At 54.8% G+C, this 17,847-nt stretch carries 16 protein-coding genes; 10 read left to right on the top strand and 6 right to left on the bottom strand.

All coding sequences use genetic code 11. The features are described 5' to 3' along the window. Positions 1–2: 2 nt before the first annotated feature. On the bottom strand, positions 3–503 hold the full coding sequence (locus tag LMS44_RS12060; RefSeq protein WP_278371431.1) for a peptidylprolyl isomerase: 501 nt from the start codon (positions 501–503) through the stop codon (positions 3–5). A 155-nt stretch (positions 504–658) separates the two neighbouring features. Between LMS44_RS12060 and LMS44_RS12055 the strand changes: the two genes are divergently transcribed. The 10 genes from LMS44_RS12055 to LMS44_RS12010 all read left to right on the top strand — a co-directional run bounded on the left by LMS44_RS12055 (position 659) and on the right by LMS44_RS12010 (position 13,286). Further along, positions 659–2,338, top strand: a complete 1,680-nt coding sequence (locus LMS44_RS12055; protein ID WP_022523311.1) for a glutamine--tRNA ligase/YqeY domain fusion protein — start codon at positions 659–661, stop codon at positions 2,336–2,338. A 19-nt stretch (positions 2,339–2,357) separates the two neighbouring features. Beyond that, positions 2,358–3,752: a cysteine--tRNA ligase gene (cysS, locus tag LMS44_RS12050; protein ID WP_278371432.1), complete on the top strand. Its 1,395-nt coding sequence runs from the start codon at positions 2,358–2,360 to the stop codon at positions 3,750–3,752. Between the two features lie 115 nt (positions 3,753–3,867). Further along, complete coding sequence (osmF, locus tag LMS44_RS12045; RefSeq protein ID WP_022523313.1) at positions 3,868–4,794, top strand: glycine betaine ABC transporter substrate-binding protein OsmF; 927 nt, start codon at positions 3,868–3,870, stop codon at positions 4,792–4,794. A 48-nt stretch (positions 4,795–4,842) separates the two neighbouring features. Then, on the top strand, positions 4,843–6,042 hold the full coding sequence (locus LMS44_RS12040; RefSeq protein WP_039859820.1) for an ABC transporter permease: 1,200 nt from the start codon (positions 4,843–4,845) through the stop codon (positions 6,040–6,042). Next, positions 6,039–7,001 carry an ABC transporter ATP-binding protein gene (locus LMS44_RS12035; protein WP_022523315.1) on the top strand — a complete coding sequence of 321 codons (963 nt, stop codon included), beginning with the start codon at positions 6,039–6,041 and terminating at the stop codon, positions 6,999–7,001. The genes LMS44_RS12040 and LMS44_RS12035 overlap by 4 nt, the downstream gene beginning before the upstream one ends. Next, a complete protein-coding gene (locus tag LMS44_RS12030; protein WP_022523316.1) occupies positions 6,982–7,767 on the top strand; it encodes an ABC transporter permease in 786 nt (261 codons plus the stop codon). Before LMS44_RS12035 ends, LMS44_RS12030 begins: the two co-directional genes overlap by 20 nt. Positions 7,768–7,949: 182 nt before the next feature. Then, positions 7,950–9,152 (top strand): thiamine pyrophosphate-dependent dehydrogenase E1 component subunit alpha, encoded by a 1,203-nt coding sequence (locus LMS44_RS12025; RefSeq protein WP_027959577.1) that lies wholly within the window; start codon positions 7,950–7,952, stop codon positions 9,150–9,152. 1 nt (position 9,153) lies between these two features. After that, positions 9,154–10,131, top strand: coding sequence for an alpha-ketoacid dehydrogenase subunit beta (locus tag LMS44_RS12020; RefSeq protein ID WP_009287805.1), 978 nt, complete (start codon positions 9,154–9,156; stop codon positions 10,129–10,131). 38 nt (positions 10,132–10,169) lie between these two features. Next, positions 10,170–11,423: a 2-oxo acid dehydrogenase subunit E2 gene (locus LMS44_RS12015; protein WP_022523318.1), complete on the top strand. Its 1,254-nt coding sequence runs from the start codon at positions 10,170–10,172 to the stop codon at positions 11,421–11,423. A gap of 15 nt (positions 11,424–11,438) precedes the next feature. Then, entirely contained in the window at positions 11,439–13,286 is a 1,848-nt protein-coding gene (locus LMS44_RS12010; RefSeq protein WP_138801429.1) for a protein kinase domain-containing protein, read from the top strand. 39 nt (positions 13,287–13,325) lie between these two features. On the opposite strand, the gene LMS44_RS12005 is transcribed toward LMS44_RS12010, so the two are convergent. From LMS44_RS12005 to LMS44_RS11985, 5 genes are all read right to left on the bottom strand, one after another. After that, on the bottom strand, positions 13,326–13,943 hold the full coding sequence (locus tag LMS44_RS12005) for an ABC-type transport auxiliary lipoprotein family protein (protein WP_022523320.1): 618 nt from the start codon (positions 13,941–13,943) through the stop codon (positions 13,326–13,328). Continuing rightward, positions 13,940–14,881 (bottom strand): MlaD family protein, encoded by a 942-nt coding sequence (locus LMS44_RS12000; protein WP_022523321.1) that lies wholly within the window; start codon positions 14,879–14,881, stop codon positions 13,940–13,942. The genes LMS44_RS12005 and LMS44_RS12000 overlap by 4 nt, the downstream gene beginning before the upstream one ends. A gap of 6 nt (positions 14,882–14,887) precedes the next feature. Beyond that, the gene (locus tag LMS44_RS11995) at positions 14,888–15,712 is read right to left on the bottom strand and encodes an ABC transporter ATP-binding protein (RefSeq protein WP_159177932.1); all 825 of its coding nucleotides are present in this window, start codon (positions 15,710–15,712) and stop codon (positions 14,888–14,890) included. Continuing rightward, positions 15,712–16,842, bottom strand: coding sequence for an MlaE family ABC transporter permease (locus LMS44_RS11990; protein WP_022523323.1), 1,131 nt, complete (start codon positions 16,840–16,842; stop codon positions 15,712–15,714). Before LMS44_RS11990 ends, LMS44_RS11995 begins: the two co-directional genes overlap by 1 nt. A 93-nt stretch (positions 16,843–16,935) precedes the next feature. Continuing rightward, positions 16,936–17,757: an IclR family transcriptional regulator gene (locus LMS44_RS11985; RefSeq protein WP_022523324.1), complete on the bottom strand. Its 822-nt coding sequence runs from the start codon at positions 17,755–17,757 to the stop codon at positions 16,936–16,938. Positions 17,758–17,847 lie beyond the last annotated feature (90 nt).

Here is a 17,847-nt window from a genome sequence, read left to right as displayed (position 1 = left end):
TGTTATTCAGCGTCTTTGACGTACGCACGCTCGATAATGACATCTTCCGCGGGCACGTCGGCATGCATGCCGCGGCGAGACGTAGCTACGTTTTTAATCTCATTGACCACATCCATCCCGTCAACGACTTCGCCAAATACCGCATAGCCCCAGCCTTGAAGGCTTTTACCGCTGTGATCGAGGAAACTATTATCGCCCACATTGATAAAAAACTGCGCAGTGGCAGAGTGGGGATCCTGGGTGCGTGCCATGGCCAGGGTGCCAACGGTATTTTTCAAGCCGTTGTCGGCTTCGTTGTCGATAGGGTCGCGGGTCGGCTTTTGGTTGAACTCCTTATCGAAACCACCCCCTTGCACCATGAAGCCGTCAATGACGCGATGGAACAGGGTGCCATCATAAAACCCGTCGCGCACATACTGTTCAAAATTCGCCGCACTAATTGGCGCTTTTTCGTGGTTAAGAGCGATGGTGATGTCACCGTGGTTCGTTTGTAATACGATCATAGATAAATTCCTGTTCAATAAAGGCGTTCGCCTTGGCGCTGTGCATCGGCGTCACGTTATAATAGCGGTTTTGCCCTGCACCGCGAAGGGCTATAGGAGTATCCTATGTCCTCACGGCTCAGCACGCCATCCACCACGAGGTTATCAACACCATCATGACCAACGAGACCACCCCAGCGCCGAACTTCATTCGCAACCAAGTACGCGACGAAATCGAGGGCGGCCAGGTCACTAAAATCGTGACGCGCTTCCCCCCGGAGCCCAATGGCTTCCTGCATATCGGCCATGCGAAGTCGATCTGTCTAAATTTCGGGTTGGCGGAGCAACTGGGTGGCGAGTGTCATCTACGTTTTGACGACACCAACCCTGCCAAAGAAGAGCAGGCTTACATCGATGCGATCAAAGAGGACGTCAGCTGGCTAGGCTTTGAATGGGCAGGCCCGGTGCGTTTTGCGTCTGACTACTTCGACCAGCTCTATGCCTGGGCGCAGCACTTAATGCGTGAAGGCAAAGCCTACGTTGACGACCTGTCGCCGGATGAAATCCGCGAGTATCGCGGCACCCTGACGGCGCCGGGTAAACCCAGCCCTTATCGCGAACGCAGCGCCGAGGAGAACCTGGATTTGCTCGCGCGTATGCGTGAAGGTGAGTTTGGCGAAAGTGAAAAGGTCGTGCGCGCCAAGATTGACATGGCCTCACCCAATATCAATCTACGCGACCCGATTATTTACCGTATTCGTCATGCCAGCCATCACCAGACTGGCGACAAGTGGAAAATCTATCCCTCTTACGACTTCACGCATGGTCAGTCGGATGCTATTGAAGGTATTACCCACTCGATCTGCACCCTGGAATTCGAAGATCACCGACCACTGTACGAGTGGTTTTTAAATAATCTGCCGGTTCCCGCGAAACCGCGCCAGATCGAGTTTGCACGGCTGAATCTCGACTACACCCTGACCTCCAAGCGCAAACTGAAACTGCTGGTTGACGAAAAAATTGTCGATGGCTGGGACGATCCACGTATGCCGACGATCTCCGGCATGCGTCGCCGTGGCTATACGCCCGCGTCAATTCGTAAATTCTGCGAGATGATTGGCGTTACTCGTGCCGACGGTGGCTTGGTGGATATCGCCATGTTGACCCACGCCATTCGCTCGGATCTTGAAGACAATGCCCCGCGCGCCATGTGTGTGTTAAAGCCGCTGAAAGTCGTGCTCACCAACGTGCCGGAAGATCACCAGGAGGTGTACGAAGTCCCTGGTCACCCCGCCCGTGAAGATATGACGGTGCGTCAGGTGCCGTTCAGCCGCGAGCTGTATATCGACCAAGACGACTTTATGGAAGACGCGCCTAAAAAGTTCTTCCGCTTGGCACCAGGTAAAGAAGTACGCCTGCGCAATAGCTACGTGATTCGTTGTGACGAAGTGATCAAAGACGCCGCCGGTGAGATCAGCGAACTGCACTGTTCGGTGGATTTCGATACGCTGGGTAAAAATCCCGAAGGACGTAAGGTCAAAGGTGTTATTCACTGGGTTAGCGCTGCACACGGCGTGCCGATGGAAGTGCGTCTTTACGACAATCTGTTCACCGTTGAACAGCCGGATCGCGATAAAGATGTCGATTTTCTAGAGCATCTTAATCCGGAGTCGCTGGTCGTTTGCCAAGCCATCGGAGAGCCAAGCTTAGCCTTCGCAACGCCCGAGTCACGCTTCCAGTTCGAGCGCGTCGGCTACTTCTGCGCTGACCGTCACGACTCTACACCAGAGCATTTGGTGTTTAACCGTACCGTGGGGTTGAAAGATAGTTGGGCTAAAATCAAGCAGAAGGGCTAAAACAAACATGGATAGCCATATGCATATTTACAATACGCTGACGCGCCGCAAAGAACCTTTCACCCCACTAGAAGCGGGTAAAGTGAGCATGTATGTCTGCGGCATGACGGTGTATGACTACTGCCACCTAGGGCACGCTCGCGTAATGGTCGCCTTTGATGTCATCACCCGCTATCTTCGAGAACGCGGCTATGACGTTAACTACGTGCGCAACATTACCGATATCGACGACAAGATACTCAAGCGCGCCGACGAAAATGGCGAAAGTATCACTGCGCTGACAGAGCGCATGATTGATGCCATGCACGAAGATGAGGCGCGCCTATTTGTATTGCCGCCCAGCCATGAACCGCGCGCCACCGGCCATATCGACGATATCGTGGCAATGATTGAAACGCTGATTGAAAAAGGCTTTGCCTACGCGGCCGATAACGGTGATGTCTACTATCGGGTGCGCAAATTCGCTGATTACGGCAAGCTCAATAACCGCCAGTTAGACGATATGCGTGCAGGCAGCCGGGTTGATGTGGATGTTCATAAAGAAGACCCGCTCGATTTCGTGCTCTGGAAGGCAGCCAAACCGGGGGAGGCGCACTGGGCGTCGCCCTGGGGTAACGGCCGGCCTGGCTGGCACATCGAGTGCTCGGCGATGTCGACCTGCTGCCTGGGTGACACTTTCGACATTCATGGCGGCGGGCCGGATTTAACCTTTCCGCACCATGAAAATGAGATCGCTCAATCCGAGGCGGCCACTGGCAAAACCTACGTCAATACCTGGATGCACGCAGGCGCTGTGCGGGTGAATCAGGAAAAGATGTCCAAATCCCTGGGCAACTTCTTCACCATTCGCGACGTGCTGGCCGAGCACGACCCAGAAGTGGTGCGTTTTCTGCTGGTGGCGAGTCACTACCGTAGCCCGATCAACTACTCGGTTGATTCACTGACCGAGGCGCGTAAATCGCTAACGCGCTTGTACACCGCGCTGGAAGGTCTTGAGCTAGGCGCGGCAAATAGTGATGACGCTTCAGCTTACCGTGAGCGCTTTACTCAGGTAATGGACGATGACTTCAATACCCCCGAAGCTTTGGCGGTGATGTTTGAGCTGGCTCGCGAGGTCAATCGCGCCAAGCAAGAACAGTCTAATGAAGCTGCCAAGCTGGCGGGCGAGTTAAAGCAGCTTGGGTCAGTTTTGGGGCTTCTTCAGCAAGAGCCACAAACGTTCTTAAAAGGCACGCAGCAGCAGGGTATGCCGCTCAGCGAGAGCGAGATCGAAGCGAAAATTGCTCAGCGCATTGAGGCTAAGGCGAATAAAGACTTCGCCCAAGCGGATGCGATCCGCGATGAGCTTGCCGCTTTAGGGATTATTCTCAAGGACTCCCGAGAAGGCACGTCTTGGGTATTAGAAGCACCTTAACCCAAAAACCTTCATCTCTCGTTGGTGGCTTATGCGCTAACTTAAACGCTGATGGCTCTTATAATGACTATAAGAGCCTCGGTCGTTTAAAGCCCACTTCAAAAGGAATTCAAAGATGCGCTTTTCAGCCAATTCTTTCATTGCTAAGCCCTTAATCGCTGCTTGTGCCGTATCCCTCGCGGCATTCTCCCAAGTCAGCGCTAACGAGCCTGTGGTGGTGTCATCCAAAATCGATACAGAAGGCTCTGTTCTGGGCGAGCTGATTATTCAGACCCTGGAGCGCAATGACATTGCGACCGAAAACCGCTTACAGCTGGGCGGCACTAGCGTTGTCCGCACTGCGCTTGAAGCGGGCGAGATTGACCTTTATCCAGAATACACGGGTAATGGCGCGTTCTTTTTCGATATGACCGACAGTTCAGTATGGAATAATGCAGATCAGGCTTATGAAACAGTGCGCGAGCGTGATGCGCAGCAAGGCTTGATATGGCTGCAGCCTGCCAGCGCTAATAACACTTGGGCAATGAGCGTCCGCGAGGATGTTGCCGAGGAAAATGAGCTGGTGAGTCTAGAAGATCTAGCCGCCTATTTGGCCGACGGTGGCGAGTTCAAATTTGCTGCAAGCGCTGAGTTTGTCGAGTCTTCACAAGCACTGCCTGCATTTCAGGAAGCCTACGGTTTTGAGTTAAGTGACGATCAACTGTTGGTGCTCTCTGGTGGTAATACCGCCGCTACCATGCGTGCGGCCGCCCAACAGACCAGCGGTGTTAATGGCGCGATGACCTATGGCACGGACGGTGGCTTAAGTGCGCTGGGGCTGGTCGTGCTGGAAGATACCAAGGGCGTGCAACCGGTGTATCAGCCTGCCCCCGTGGTTCGTGAAAGCGTACTTGAAACCTATCCAGAAATAGAAGCGCTGCTCAATGAGGTTTTCACTAGCCTTGATCTGGTCACTCTGCAAACGCTCAATGCCGATGTCGCCGTTAACGGGCTGTCTCCATCCCAAGTGGCCAGCGACTACCTCGATTCGCTTAATAATTAATGCCTGGTAATCTTATAATTTAATGCTAACGCTCGGGATAACTAATTAATGTCGTTGATGGATGCACTGCCCACCCCGCGGCTTCGTTGGGAAGGGTGGCACCCTAACGTTGTGCTCGTTAGCCTGAGCCTTATTATGCTGGCTGCATTCTGGTTACTTGATGTGGTCAGCATGGCCCCCAACCGGATTGTGTTAGGGACGGGGCATGGCGCACTGGAGGCTTTTGGCTGGCCAGGTGCGCTATTGGCAACGCTATTGCTCTCCTTTATCGGTATTCTCGCGTGCCAGCCAACCCATCGTCACTACCGAGCGCTGTTAGCGGCGGTGATAGTGATCATGGCGCTAATGCCAGTGGGGTTGATGGCGAGCAGCTATTTACTGATTGACCCTGAGATGCCTCAAGCGCGTTTAGGCATGGGAGCGGCGTATTGGGTTGTTCTGTTTGTACTGCTGCTGTGTTTAGTAGAACTACGCTTGCGCTTAAACCTCACGCGGGTATGGCCCACGCTATTGCTATGTGGTGTCGCGCTGATGTGGTGGCTCTGTGCAGCTTTTGGGCTGGAGACGCTTGCCCTCGTTCAAGAATTTAAAGCCCGTGATCAACAGTTTCTAAGCGCCGTCGCGCAGCACATTAAGCTGGTCAGTATCGCCGTCAGTGTCAGCATTGTGCTTGGGCTGGCACTTGCCATGCTGATGCGCCGCTATGCCCGGCTGCAGAAGGGCGCGTTTGCTGTGCTCAATTTTCTTCAAACCATTCCCAGTTTGGCGCTATTCGGTCTACTGCTGGCGCCGCTAGCCTGGCTTGCCACCAACGTGCCTTTTTTAGCCCAGCTTGGCGTTAGCGGTATTGGCACTACGCCCGCCTTAATTGCACTGATTGGCTACAGCCTGCTGCCCATTGTGCGCAACACCTATACCGCGCTTGAACAAGTCAGTCCCGATACATTAGAAGCCGCCAAAGGCATGGGCATGCGTGCCGGGCAGCGTTTTTGGCAGGTGCGGTTACCGCTGGCGCTGCCGGTGCTGTTGGAAGGGGTGAGAATTACCACTGTTCAGGCCATTGGGCTTACCGCCGTTGCCGCTCTGATTGGTGCGGGCGGGTTAGGTACTTTTATTTTTCAAGGCTTAGGTCAGGCCGCCATGGATATGGTGCTGCTTGGCGCACTGCCTATTTTAATGCTGGCTCTGGTGGTGGATGCGGGCTTAGGTGCCTTGGCAGAAGCGCTGCGCCCCGGAGGAACAAGATGATCGAACTATCCCACGTATCCAAGCGGTTTGGGGATGAAACCGCGGTGGACGATATTTCTCTACGGGTGGCGAAGGGTAAATTCTGTGCGTTAGTGGGTACCTCGGGCTGTGGTAAATCGACCACCTTGCGCATGATCAATCGCTTAATTGAGCACAGCGAAGGCGACATCATCCTCGATGGGCAGGCGATAGACGCGTATGACCCTGTAAAACTACGTCGCCGGATTGGCTATGTGATACAGCACACCGGGCTGTTTCCCCACTGGAACGTTGCGCGCAACATCGGTCTGGTGCCACGGTTATTGAAGTGGTCAGCAACGGACGTCCAGTCACGGGTGGCCGAGCTAATGCATTTGCTCGGTTTGCCAGTGGATGAGTTTGGGCATAAATACCCGCATCAGCTTTCAGGGGGGCAGGCGCAGCGAGTGGGTGTTGCGCGTGCCCTGGCGGCAGACCCGGATATTTTGTTGATGGATGAACCCTTCGGCGCGCTTGATCCTATTACCCGTGAAAAGCTACAGGATGAGCTGGCCAAGCTACAAGCACGGCTGCATAAAACCGTAGTGTTTGTGACCCATGATATGGATGAAGCGCTTAAGCTGGCGGATCACTTAGTGGTGATGCGCGAAGGTCGAATCGTGCAACAAGGTTCACCGCTGGCGCTATTACAAAGCCCTGCCGACCCTTTTGTCGAGTCGCTTTTAGGTGGGCTGGAAAGAGGCCTTAAACAAGCCGCGTTAACCCGTGTGAAAGATCATATGACCTCTATGGGGCCTACCTTGCCCGCGCAGTCGCGCATCCCTGGGACTTTCTCGCTACGTCAGGCGCTTTCCATGATGCTGCGCGATCATAGCGACCGGTTGACCGTTGTTGACCAACATGATGTGCCGGTCGGTGAGCTATCGTTGCGGAGAATTATCAAGGAGGCTCAACTGGACAATGGAAACCCGCGTGAGTAACTCGCTAAGCGTCGCCCAGCCCCACAAAAAAGCCCCACAATGGCTATGGCCACTGTTTTGGGGGGCGCTGCTAATGATGAGCGTCTTTGCCATGTCGGCTGCCGAGCCCCTATTTCGCTGGATTGAGCCCGATGCCCGGCAAGTCATCTACGATCGCGCCGGTTTTGTCACTTTGCTAGGCCGCCACCTCTTTGTCGTCGGCATTGCAGCGGTGGTGACCATTATCGTGGGAGTCGCGGCGGGTATCGCCGTTACCCGCAGGTGGGGGAGTGATTTTCTACCACTGGTGGCCCAGTTGGCATCACTAGGGCAAACGTTTCCTCCAGTGGCGGTTCTGGCGCTGGCGGTACCCGTTCTGGGGTTTGGCACCTTGCCCATTATTGTCGCTTTAATGCTCTACGGGCTATTGCCTATCGTGCGCAATACTCTTGCTGGTTTGCAGGGCGTCGAAGGCGATATTAAAACGGCTGCTCACGCTATGGGCATGAAGCCAACGCAAATCCTGTGTCAAGTTGAGCTCCCTCTGGCAGCACCGGTCATTCTGGCGGGCATCCGAACCTCGGTGACCATCAATATTGCCACTGCCGCGTTAGGGGCTACCGTGGGAGCAAGTAACCTTGGTGACCCGATTATCTCCGGCATCGTGAACGGCAATATGGCCTATGTGGTTCAAGGGGCGCTGACCATTGCATTGTTGGCCCTGACGATTGATAGCTTGTTCGAAGTGTTGCAGCGTCAACTACGTGCGCGTATCTCTGATGACTGATTTTTCTGCGTTTTAACCTCTCTGCATCTTAAGTAGCATCCCTAAAGTCCTTGCGCTGCGTTATTGTCCTAAATGTTGTGGTAGATAGATGTTGCGTTGACCTATGACAGATAAATCCACTGGCATAAACGGTCAATACCAACAACACTGCCCTCAAAAGGGGCAAAACAAGGACAATAATGATGACACAGTACGTACACCAGCCGGACTTCATGACCGGCGACGAATTTTCAATTCCTACTTTCAGCCTGCTTAACCCAGAAGGTGAGCTGCATAGCGACGCTGATGAGCCCGCGCTTGAGCGTGATCACGCCCGGCGTATCTATCAGGCGATGCTGGCCACGCGTATTCTCGATGAACGTATGATGGCTGCTCAGCGCCAGGGGCGGTTGAGCTTTTATATGCAGTGTACCGGGGAAGAGGCCGCTGTAGTGGGCGCCACTGCTGCGCTAAATGACGCCGATATGATTATGGCGCAGTACCGCGAGCAGGGCGCTTTAATGTATCGCGGCTTCTCGATCGACGAATTCATGAATCAGCTGTTCGGCAACGAGCTGGACTACGGCAAAGGCCGCCAAATGCCGATTCACTATGGGTCGCGCAAGCTGCACTACATGACCATCTCGTCCCCCTTAGCGACTCAGATTCCTCAGGCCACGGGCTACGCCTACGGCCAAAAATTGGCTGGTAACGGTCACTGCACGTTAACGTTTTTTGGTGAAGGCGCTGCCTCCGAGGGTGATTTCCACGCCGCGCTGAATATGGCCTCAGTGCATCAGGTGCCGGTGATTTTCTTCTGCCGTAATAATGGCTATGCCATTTCCACGCCTGCCGTCGAGCAGTTTGCCGCCGACGGTATCGCCCCCCGAGCCTTTGGCTACCACATGCACGTGATCCGGGTAGATGGTAACGATGTGCTGGCGGTCTACGAAGCGACGCGGCAGGCACGCAAGATCGCCGTTGAGAAAAATCAGCCGGTATTGATCGAGGCCATGAGCTATCGCCTTGCCGCGCACTCCTCTTCCGACGACCCCTCTGGCTATCGCTCGAAAGATGAGGAGGAGGTGTGGCGCGCCAAAGACCCACTGCTGCGGCTGCAAAAATGGCTCTTGAAGAAACAGTGGTGGAGCGAAGAGGAGGAGGCTACCCAGCAGGAAACCCTGCGCCGTGAAGTACTGGAAACCATGAAGCGGGCTGAGAAGCGCTCATCGCCGCCGCTAGAGAGCCTGATCAGCGATGTGTATGCCGATATAACCCCATCGCTGCAGCGCCAATTCGATCAGTTAAAACGCCATATCCGTCGCTACCCAGAGGCTTATCCCCGCGGGGCGCAGTCGTTGGATTTAGACGTGGGCACCGAGACTGATACTCAGGGAGAGGCGTAACATGGCTACCATGAACATGCTCCAGGCAATTAATAATGCACTGGATATCGCCATGGCAGAGGATGAAAAAGTCATCTGCTTTGGTGAAGATGTGGGTATTTTTGGCGGCGTATTTCGGGCCACCAGTCACCTGCAGGAGAAGTACGGCAAAGCGCGCTGTTTCAATACGCCACTTGTCGAACAGGGCATTATCGGCTTTGCCAATGGCTTGGCGGCCCAGGGCTCGGTGCCTGTGGCAGAAATACAGTTTGCCGACTATATCTTTCCGGCGTTTGACCAGATCGTTAACGAAACCGCCAAGTTCCGGTACCGCTCAGGCGATCTGTTTAACGTTGGTGGTTTGACGATTCGCACTCCTTACGGTGGCGGTATCGCTGGTGGCCTTTATCACTCTCAATCACCGGAAGCTTATTTCACCCATACACCTGGATTAAAGGTGGTGGTGCCGCGCAACCCATACCAGGCTAAAGGGCTACTGCTTGCCGCTATTCGCGACCCGGATCCGGTGCTTTTTCTGGAGCCTAAGCGTCTTTATCGTGCTTCAGTCGGTGAAGTGCCCGAAGAGGATTACCAGCTTCCCATTGGCGAAGCCGAAATCACCAAGGAGGGCACGGATATTACCGTGGTAGGCTGGGGCGCGCAGATGGAGGTGATCGGCAAAGCGGTCGAGCTAGCCGAAGAGCAGGGCATCGCCTGTGAAGTGATCGACCTGCGCTCACTGCTGCCCTGGGATGCGGATACGGTGGCTGAATCGGTGTTAAAAACCGGCCGACTGGTGGTGAGCCATGAAGCCCCGTTAACCGGTGGCTTTGCCGGTGAAATCGCTGCCACTATTCAAGAGCGTTGTTTTCTCTACCTGGAATCGCCCATTGCCCGGGTGACGGGTCTGGATACGCCTTTTCCACTGGTGCTGGAAAAAGAGTATCTGCCTGATCACCTGAAGATTTTTGAAGCGATTCGCGAAAGCGTCAACTTTTAGTGGCTATTAATGCCTAAGTACGCATGGGGAGAAAAACAATGAGCGATTTTTTATTGCCTGATATTGGCGAAGGCATCGTCGAGTGTGAAGTCGTCGAATGGCGCGTCGCTGAAGGCGATCAAATTGAAGAAGATCAGCCTATCGTTGAAGTCATGACCGACAAGGCGCTGGTGGAGATTACCGCCCCCGAAGCCGGTGTGGTGACCAAACTGTATGTGGCCCAGGGCCAAATTGCCAAAGTGCATGCGCCGCTGTATGCCTATCAAGTGGATGGGGCTAGTAACAATAATAGTGAGGCCGAACCAGACGGTGCGCAATCGGCCGCCAGTGAAAAGCCAATGGCACAGACGACAGAATCGTCCAACCCTACAGGTATTCCGGCTGCTGGCCGCTTATATGACAAGGTGCCAGCCAGCCCCGCCGTTAGACGCCTAGTGCGTGAACACTCTCTACAGCTCACGGAGATCGCTGGCAGCGGCAAAGACGGTCGGGTGCTAAAAGAGGACGTGTTGGCGCATCTGGATCAAGCACTCCAAGCTTCAGCTTCATCTAGCCAAACCGTTGTTAACAACCAAGCTGAAACTCAGGCACCCAGAGTGGAGCCCCTCCGCGGTGTGCGGGCGGTCATGGCCAAGCGCATGGTCGAGGCAGCCAGCACCATTCCCCATTTTCACTACGGTGAAGAGATCGACGTTACTGCACTGTTGGCGCTGCGGGAGCGCTTAAAGCCGCTAGCCGAGGCTCAGGGCGAACGGCTGACGCTAATGCCGTTTTTTATGAAAGCCATGGCGCTAGCCGTCGCCGAAGAGCCTATCGTTAATGCCCAGTTAAATGCGGCTGGGGATGAGCTGCACTACTACCCCCATTGTAATATCGGTATGGCGGTGGATAGCAAAGCGGGTTTGATGGTGCCCAATGTCAAAAACGTTGAGCGCTTAACCCTGTTGGAAATTGCCCGGGAAGTCGGCCGGCTAACCACCTCGGCGCGGGAGGGGCGGGTTGATCAGGCGGATCTAAAAGGCGGCACCATTAGTATTTCCAATATTGGGGCGTTGGGAGGTACCTACGCCGCGCCTATCATTAACGCCCCCGAGGCCGCTATTGTGGCGATTGGTAAAACCCAGTGGCTACCACGCTTTGATGAGCAGGGTGCGGTACAGCGCCGGGCGATCATGACCATCACCTGGGCGGGCGATCACCGTTTTATCGACGGCGGTACCATTGCGCGTTTCTGTAATGCCTGGAAGGGCTTTCTCGAAGCCCCAGAGACCATGCTGCTTCACTTAGGCTAGCAAGCAAGGTGACTTATGTCCCAGGCACCGCTTCAGCAGTTTTATATACCTGAAGAGCAGTCGGTCTATCTGCTGAGCCATCACGATGCCCGTAAGCTTAAAGACTGGGTAGCGCTATGCCAGGCGCAGCTCTCCCAGTTGGGCTATCAGGGCATCGAGCTCATTGGCAAGGGTGCCTACGGTTTTGTATTTGCCGGCAGCACCGTCCACCAAGGCGCTAAAGCGCATTATGTCTTTAAATTCTCCCGCATTACCCTACCTGTGCACTTGCAGGAGCGCCTCGAAGAAGAGGCGTTTATGCTGGAACAGGTGTCCCATCCACGCATTCCAGGTCTTATTGCTTACCAGCGCTCCCGGGGGCAGTCCATTCTGGTAATGGAGCGTGCCCCCGGCTGGAATTTAGAGCAGGTATCGCTTAAGCAGGGGCGCCTCTCTCCACGCTTGATTGTGCGCATTGCGGCGCAGTTGGCCGACATCCTGCTTGCCCTGCGGCGGGAGTCAGGGTCCCAGGCACGTCCGGTGGTGCATGGCGATATTAAGCCTTCTAACTTGGTGTATGACGCCGAGCAGGAGTCTATTGCGTTAATCGACTGGGGCTCATCGGTATTTGCCCAACTAGACGCGCAACTGCAGTTTGTGGGCGCCAACGTGATGGAGCTGATGTCGGACAATTTGCAGCAAACCAATGCCCGCCTGGGCGATGTTTACTTTATCGGCGAAGAGCAGTTGAACGGCGCACTGTCATCGCCGCGATTCGACGAGCAGGGCGCGGCGGGTACCCTGTATGCGCTGGCGTCGGCGCAGTCGTGTCGATTTGGCCATCGGGCGATTCCCGCCAGTTCGCTGGGGTTGCCGATGGAGTTTGCCCGCACCCTGGATGGCATGCTCGACCCCGACCCTCAGGTACGGCGCAAAGCGGGCGACTACTTTTTAAAAAACATGCCGCGAATGGCCAGGGTAGTAATGATCGATCTGCCCACATCGCTCAGTGTCCCGCTGGTACCGGTATGGGCGCGTCCTGCGCATCAGGAGATCGATACCGTGGTATATAGCTCGCGCAAAGCCTTTCTACGCGAAGCGAATGCACAGGAAACCCTGAATGATGTCAATGATGTGCAGTTAGACCGCTACTACAAGCAGTTTATGCAGGGTATGGGGGAAACCGAAAAAGCCTTTTTGGCGTCGGTGAGCCGCCTGGGCAAATATCCGGTGGTAGGGGGATTGGCGGTTCGCTGGGAGCGTGAGGGTGTGTATATCGATTCGTCGTTAAATTTACACGACCCTACGCTGAAGCCCGCCTTTATTGAAGCGGTCAATAATATGGTGCACTTGGCGCGGGCGATTCATCGTCAGGGCGTGTTTAAAAGCTGCTTGTTTAATGCCCGCCAAACACTGCACTTAGAACGTACTTCCGTGGATGAAGCCTTCGTTAGCGAACCCAGCATGGCGATAGGCTATGAGTTGAGCGCAGTACCGGAGCTTGAAGATCGCACCCGTCAGCACAGCTACTTCGAAGATGGCCCCGACCCAGAAGAGCTATTGGTGCTGCCCGAGGCGATTATGCATGTGCTGCAGCAGCTCAATGACATTCACCATACCGGCATGATCATTTTTGAAGCGCTGCCACAACACCTCAAAATACATAGCTACTATCGTCTGCTGGATCCGGCTCGAGAGGACGAGTTCCGCACGCTGCTGGCGCGCATTCTCGCCTCGGTAGACCAAATCGAGGGCCTAGGCGTCTCGGGCTACATGAAAATGCCCTACAAGGACACTCGCTACTTTGCGCATCTGGAAAGCCAGCCAGAGCGCTACTACCCCCGCGACCCGCGGGAGTATGTCCGAAGGGCAACAACGTCCTAATTACACGGCTTAGTTAGGTCTGGTTTAGTCCGTTCTAGCTTAGTCAATGGTGGCTTCCTGCTGATTGGCCAGCCAGTTGACCAGCTGCTCAGTAAGTTCGTCGCTAGCAGCACCAAATGCATCAACCACATCAGGAATATCGGTGCTTATAGATTGCGCGCTGGTGGTAAAGCTCTGAGTAGCGATTGAAGCGCGGTTTTGAGTGCTGACGAGCTGAACATCGAGCTGAACCTTCACCGTGGGCGGACGGGTAGCGTAGTCGCTCTGAAAGTGACGTAGTTCACTCAGTAGCAATAGCTCGGAAGGCAGGCTATCGCTACCCACGCTGGCAAATAGGCGGCTCTGCTGTAACCCAGTGATCAAGCGCGATTGGAGTAAAGCAGGGGCATTCTCTTGCCAGCGGGCAGCTTCGTACACATTAACCACATTACCCTCTGGGTAAACCACAATGCGGTTGCTACTCAGTAAATGCCCCGCCTGTGGGGCCGCCACTGCCAGGCGTTGGCGGGTGGTCATAGAATCTGATGTGACGGGCTGTATATCGCTACTGGGCAGACGATACAGGGTCGCTGGCTCACTTTCGGGCAATATTGAGCAGCCACTGCTGAGTAGCAGCGCAGCGCTAACTAAAGCGATGGCGGTGGGGCGTAATGTCATGGGCGGAACTCCTCTACCTGATCACGGCCCAGGAAAAAGTCTGTTGGGCTCTCCTCTAGCTGGCGGGTGATACGATCCAGTGTATCGAGTGTTGAGCGTAGCGAAGAGAGCGCCGGGGCAATATCTTGCGCGCCCTGCAGGCTGCCTTCGATGGCACCAGCGTTAGTCTCCACTAATTGCTCAATGCGTTGAGCCGCCCGGGCCACATCGTGGCTCGCATCAGCGGCACTCTCCATTACCAGCCGGCCATCTTGACGCAGTAGCTGTGTCGCTTCCTGGCTAAGTTCGTCGATGCTGCTAAGCGTGTTAGTTGCCTGGCGAGTGGCTTCGCCGAAAAGCGCCATATTCTGGTCTAGGGCGTTCTGCTGGGCGGCAATCATTTCGGTGATCTGAGCAATGTTGGTTAAAATACTGCCTGCCTGGTCACGGTTATTATCGTCAAACAGTTCGTTGACGTTTTGCAGGATTGAATTGATGTTTTCGATCATATCTTCGCCCTCATCAAACAGCGTAGCGATGGGCGAAGGGTCTGCGTTTATAAACGGTGCTTCGATATCGGTTTGGTCAATTAGCAGTGGGGCTTTAGGGGTGCCGCCGTGAAGTTGCACGGACATGCTGCCGGTGATGCTGGCAAAGGCAAGTTTTGCCCGGGTGTCTGTCTTAATCGGTGCGTCATCGTAGACGCGGATATGGGCAATCACTTGCCGAGGGTCATCAGGATTAAGGTTAAGCTCGGTGACGTCCCCCACCTCAATACCGTTATATTGCACTCGGCTGCCGACTGATAAGCCGCTCACGCTGCGCTCAAATAGAATGCGGTAAGGCTGGTAGCTACGTTCGCCTGCTGCATAGCTCATCCATAGTGCAAACAGCAGCGCGCCAGCGGCAGTGGCCAGCGTGAAGAGACCGATTAAAACGTGATGCGCCCGTGTTTCCATGTGCAGTCACTCCTGGACGTTAGCGTTATTTGAAGAGCCGGTATGAGCACGCTGAGCGGCTCGACCTCGCGGGCCGTGAAAGTAGTCTTGAACCCATTCATCGTCGGTATCCGCCACTTTATCGATGGTATCCACCACCAGCACACGTTTCTGTGAAAGTACCGCGACCTGATCGCAGGCAGCGTAGAGCGTATCCAGGTCATGGGTGACCAGGAAAACGCTGAAACCCAGCGCATCGCGAAGGGTGACCAGCAACTGATCGAAGGCCGCCGCGCCAATAGGGTCAAGCCCCGCCGTGGGCTCATCAAGAAACAGAATGTCAGGATCAAGCGCTAAGGCACGGGCAAGGGCGGCGCGCTTGACCATGCCGCCAGACAGCGACTCAGGAAACTGCAGCGCGGCCTGTGGCGGCAGCCCGACCAACGCTAGCTTTACCCTGGCAAGATGCTCGGCGTCTTCACGGGGTAGCCTGGCGTGTTCAATTAGCGGTAGGGCAATATTTTCTTGCAGGTTCAACGAGCTGAACAGCGCACCGCGTTGAAACAGTACACCAAAGCGCCGCTCTATTTGACTGCGCTGTGCCTCGTTAAGCTCGTTAAGGGTTGTGCCTAGGACTTCAACCGTGCCGTCATTGGGGCGCTTCAAACCAACGATGCTGCGTAACAGCACTGATTTACCGGTACCAGAACCGCCTACAACGCCGAGGATTTCTCCACGTTCAAGGGTTAGGTCTAAGTTTTCGTGAACCACATGAGCGCCAAAGTGGTTCACCAAGCCTCGAACCTTAATGACCGGTAGGTCGTTTTGCTCTGTCGGTTTATCTGAATTGATCACCAGCCCATCTCCATAAAGAATAGCGCGGCGACGGCATCAATCAGAATCACCATAAAAATCGACTGAACGACGCTTGACGTAGTGTGTTCTCCCACCGACTGCGCACTGCCGCTGACCTTAAAGCCTTCAAGGCAGCCGATAACGGCGATCACAAAGGCAAACACCGGTGCTTTGCTAAGCCCTACCAAAAAGTGTGTCACCGATACGTCTTTTTGCAGCGTGGCCATGAACTGGGTAAGTGAAATATCCAGTGACAAAGAGGTGACCATGGCACCACCCGCTAAGCCGCTGAGCATGCCCACAAACGCTAGCATGGGCAGGCTAATTAACATCGCCATTACCCGTGGCAGCACCAAAAGTTCGATAGGATCTAGCCCTTGGGCCTGCAGGGCATCAATCTCTTCATTGGATTTCATGGCGCCGATCTGGGCAGTAAAGGCGCTGGCGGTTCGTCCCGCTAATAAAATTGCAGCAAGCAGAACGCCGAACTCTCGCAAGAATGAGAACGCAACAAGATCGATGGTATAAATCGTGGCGCCAAAATCCTGCAAAACGGTAGCGCCAAGGAAAGCCACAACGGCACCCACCATAAAGGTGAGTAGCGCGACGATGGGTACGGCATTAAGACCGCTCTGCTGAATATGGGCAACGGTGGCCGTTAGGCGCCAGTGGCGTGGCCGCAATGCCAGATGGAATAGGGTAGCCACGACGAGACCAATAAAGGCCAGCAGCTGGCGCTGCTGAGACCAAAGCCCCGCCATGTGTTGGCCCACGCTGGCAAGCGCTTGGCTAATACGCGAATAGGAGGGGGGATCAACGTCAAGCGGCGCTTCCATGGCTTCGGCAATACGCACCAGCAGCGCCTGCTGCTCTTTCGGCAGTTCTGCTGCCCAATCCGCTACCGCCTGTGCTTTCTCAACGCCAATCAGCTCTACAATGAGTATGGCACCGGCGGTATCAAGGCGAGTTATTGCGTCTAACGAAACCGTCGCACCCGTTGGCTTGCCAAGTTCGGTTCGAGTTTCACTGTGATTAAGCGCCGCTTTGATATAGCGGTAATTGGCAAGTGTCCACTCGCCTTTAAGGGTGACTGTTTGATCATGACGCGCTATCCACTCGCTTGGCATCCCCACTCCTCGGCGCTCTTGGTATCGCTGCGCTTGTTTAGAAGTCTATGATGCATTCAAACGGGCGTTAGTTAAAGTCTCCCTAGCTTGAATTTACCTTGCCGAGCGGTTTCTTGGCGCGAGTTCCTGCTTAATCTGATTAGCGACTTCTTTGAGACGTGGGCCTAAGTTATTAACCAAGCGGTCGTGATCCAAGCGCAGGCTGGAGCCGCCGCAGTTAATCGCCATGACCTCGGCGCCATCTTCTAAAATTAGCGGCATCGCCACCGCGCTAATATCGCGCTGCCAATCCTGCTCAGAGAGACAAAAACCGTACTGTGCATAGTCTTTGAAACTCTGTTGTATACCCGCTTCATAACGCGGCCAGTCGCTACCATACTCGCTGGCCAACTCTTGGAGCACCTGCTGGCGCCGTTCGTCAGACAAACCGCATAGCCAGGCACGACCAATGGCGGAAGTGGCAATGGGCAGGCGGGAGCCCGTGTCCAGGCGAATGATTAGCGGGCCATGGCCGTGGCAGGTTTCCAAATAAACCATGTCACTGCGGTCGGCCCCGCCCAGGCTAACGTTACAGTCGGTGGCATCAGCAAATTTCTGCAGATGCGGGCGAGCAATTTCGCGAATGCCCATATTGGCGAGAAAGCGATATCCCAAGGCTAAGACACCTGGCCCAAGGCGGTACTTTTCCAGGTGGGTATTGTGTTGGAGATAGCCCAACTGCGTCAGGGTATAGGTTAAACGTGACACCGTCGGGCGAGGGATACTTGTACGGTTGGAGAGCTCAGCATTGCCTAAATACTCTTCACCTGCGCCAAAGGCGCGCAGCAACTCTAGACCGCGCGCAAGCGCTGTCACAAAGTTACGATCTTTTCCTGGCAACTGCGAGTCGTCAGCATCAGTGTCGGTGGGGTGCATTCAATATCCCAACAATAGGTGGCTTATGGCGCCCAGTATCGCATATCTACTTAGACGCAGCGTTCATGCCTATCAACGAAATAGCGGCTG

Source organism: Halomonas profundus (assembly GCF_020865425.1).
GTDB classification, from domain to species: Bacteria; Pseudomonadota; Gammaproteobacteria; order Pseudomonadales; family Halomonadaceae; genus Vreelandella; species Vreelandella titanicae.
The sequence above is the reverse complement of the archived record's forward strand: the minus strand, read 5'-3'. Positions and strand labels throughout refer to the sequence as shown.

Excerpts from the sequence above, each read along its gene's own strand:
- LMS44_RS12025 (WP_027959577.1), top strand. The coding sequence starts at position 7,950 with ATGACACAGTACGTACACCAGCCGGACTTCATGACCGGCGACGAATTT.
- LMS44_RS12030 (WP_022523316.1), top strand. The coding sequence starts at position 6,982 with ATGGAAACCCGCGTGAGTAACTCGCTAAGCGTCGCCCAGCCCCACAAA.
- LMS44_RS11990 (WP_022523323.1), bottom strand. The coding sequence starts at position 16,842 with ATGCCAAGCGAGTGGATAGCGCGTCATGATCAAACAGTCACCCTTAAA.
- cysS (WP_278371432.1), top strand. The coding sequence starts at position 2,358 with ATGCATATTTACAATACGCTGACGCGCCGCAAAGAACCTTTCACCCCA.
- LMS44_RS11985 (WP_022523324.1), bottom strand. The coding sequence starts at position 17,757 with ATGCACCCCACCGACACTGATGCTGACGACTCGCAGTTGCCAGGAAAA.
- LMS44_RS12055 (WP_022523311.1), top strand. The coding sequence starts at position 659 with ATGACCAACGAGACCACCCCAGCGCCGAACTTCATTCGCAACCAAGTA.
- osmF (WP_022523313.1), top strand. The coding sequence starts at position 3,868 with ATGCGCTTTTCAGCCAATTCTTTCATTGCTAAGCCCTTAATCGCTGCT.
- LMS44_RS12015 (WP_022523318.1), top strand. The coding sequence starts at position 10,170 with ATGAGCGATTTTTTATTGCCTGATATTGGCGAAGGCATCGTCGAGTGT.
- LMS44_RS12060 (WP_278371431.1), bottom strand. The coding sequence starts at position 503 with ATGATCGTATTACAAACGAACCACGGTGACATCACCATCGCTCTTAAC.
- LMS44_RS12020 (WP_009287805.1), top strand. The coding sequence starts at position 9,154 with ATGGCTACCATGAACATGCTCCAGGCAATTAATAATGCACTGGATATC.
- LMS44_RS12000 (WP_022523321.1), bottom strand. The coding sequence starts at position 14,881 with ATGGAAACACGGGCGCATCACGTTTTAATCGGTCTCTTCACGCTGGCC.
- LMS44_RS12010 (WP_138801429.1), top strand. The coding sequence starts at position 11,439 with ATGTCCCAGGCACCGCTTCAGCAGTTTTATATACCTGAAGAGCAGTCG.
- LMS44_RS12035 (WP_022523315.1), top strand. The coding sequence starts at position 6,039 with ATGATCGAACTATCCCACGTATCCAAGCGGTTTGGGGATGAAACCGCG.
- LMS44_RS12005 (WP_022523320.1), bottom strand. The coding sequence starts at position 13,943 with ATGACATTACGCCCCACCGCCATCGCTTTAGTTAGCGCTGCGCTGCTA.
- LMS44_RS12040 (WP_039859820.1), top strand. The coding sequence starts at position 4,843 with ATGTCGTTGATGGATGCACTGCCCACCCCGCGGCTTCGTTGGGAAGGG.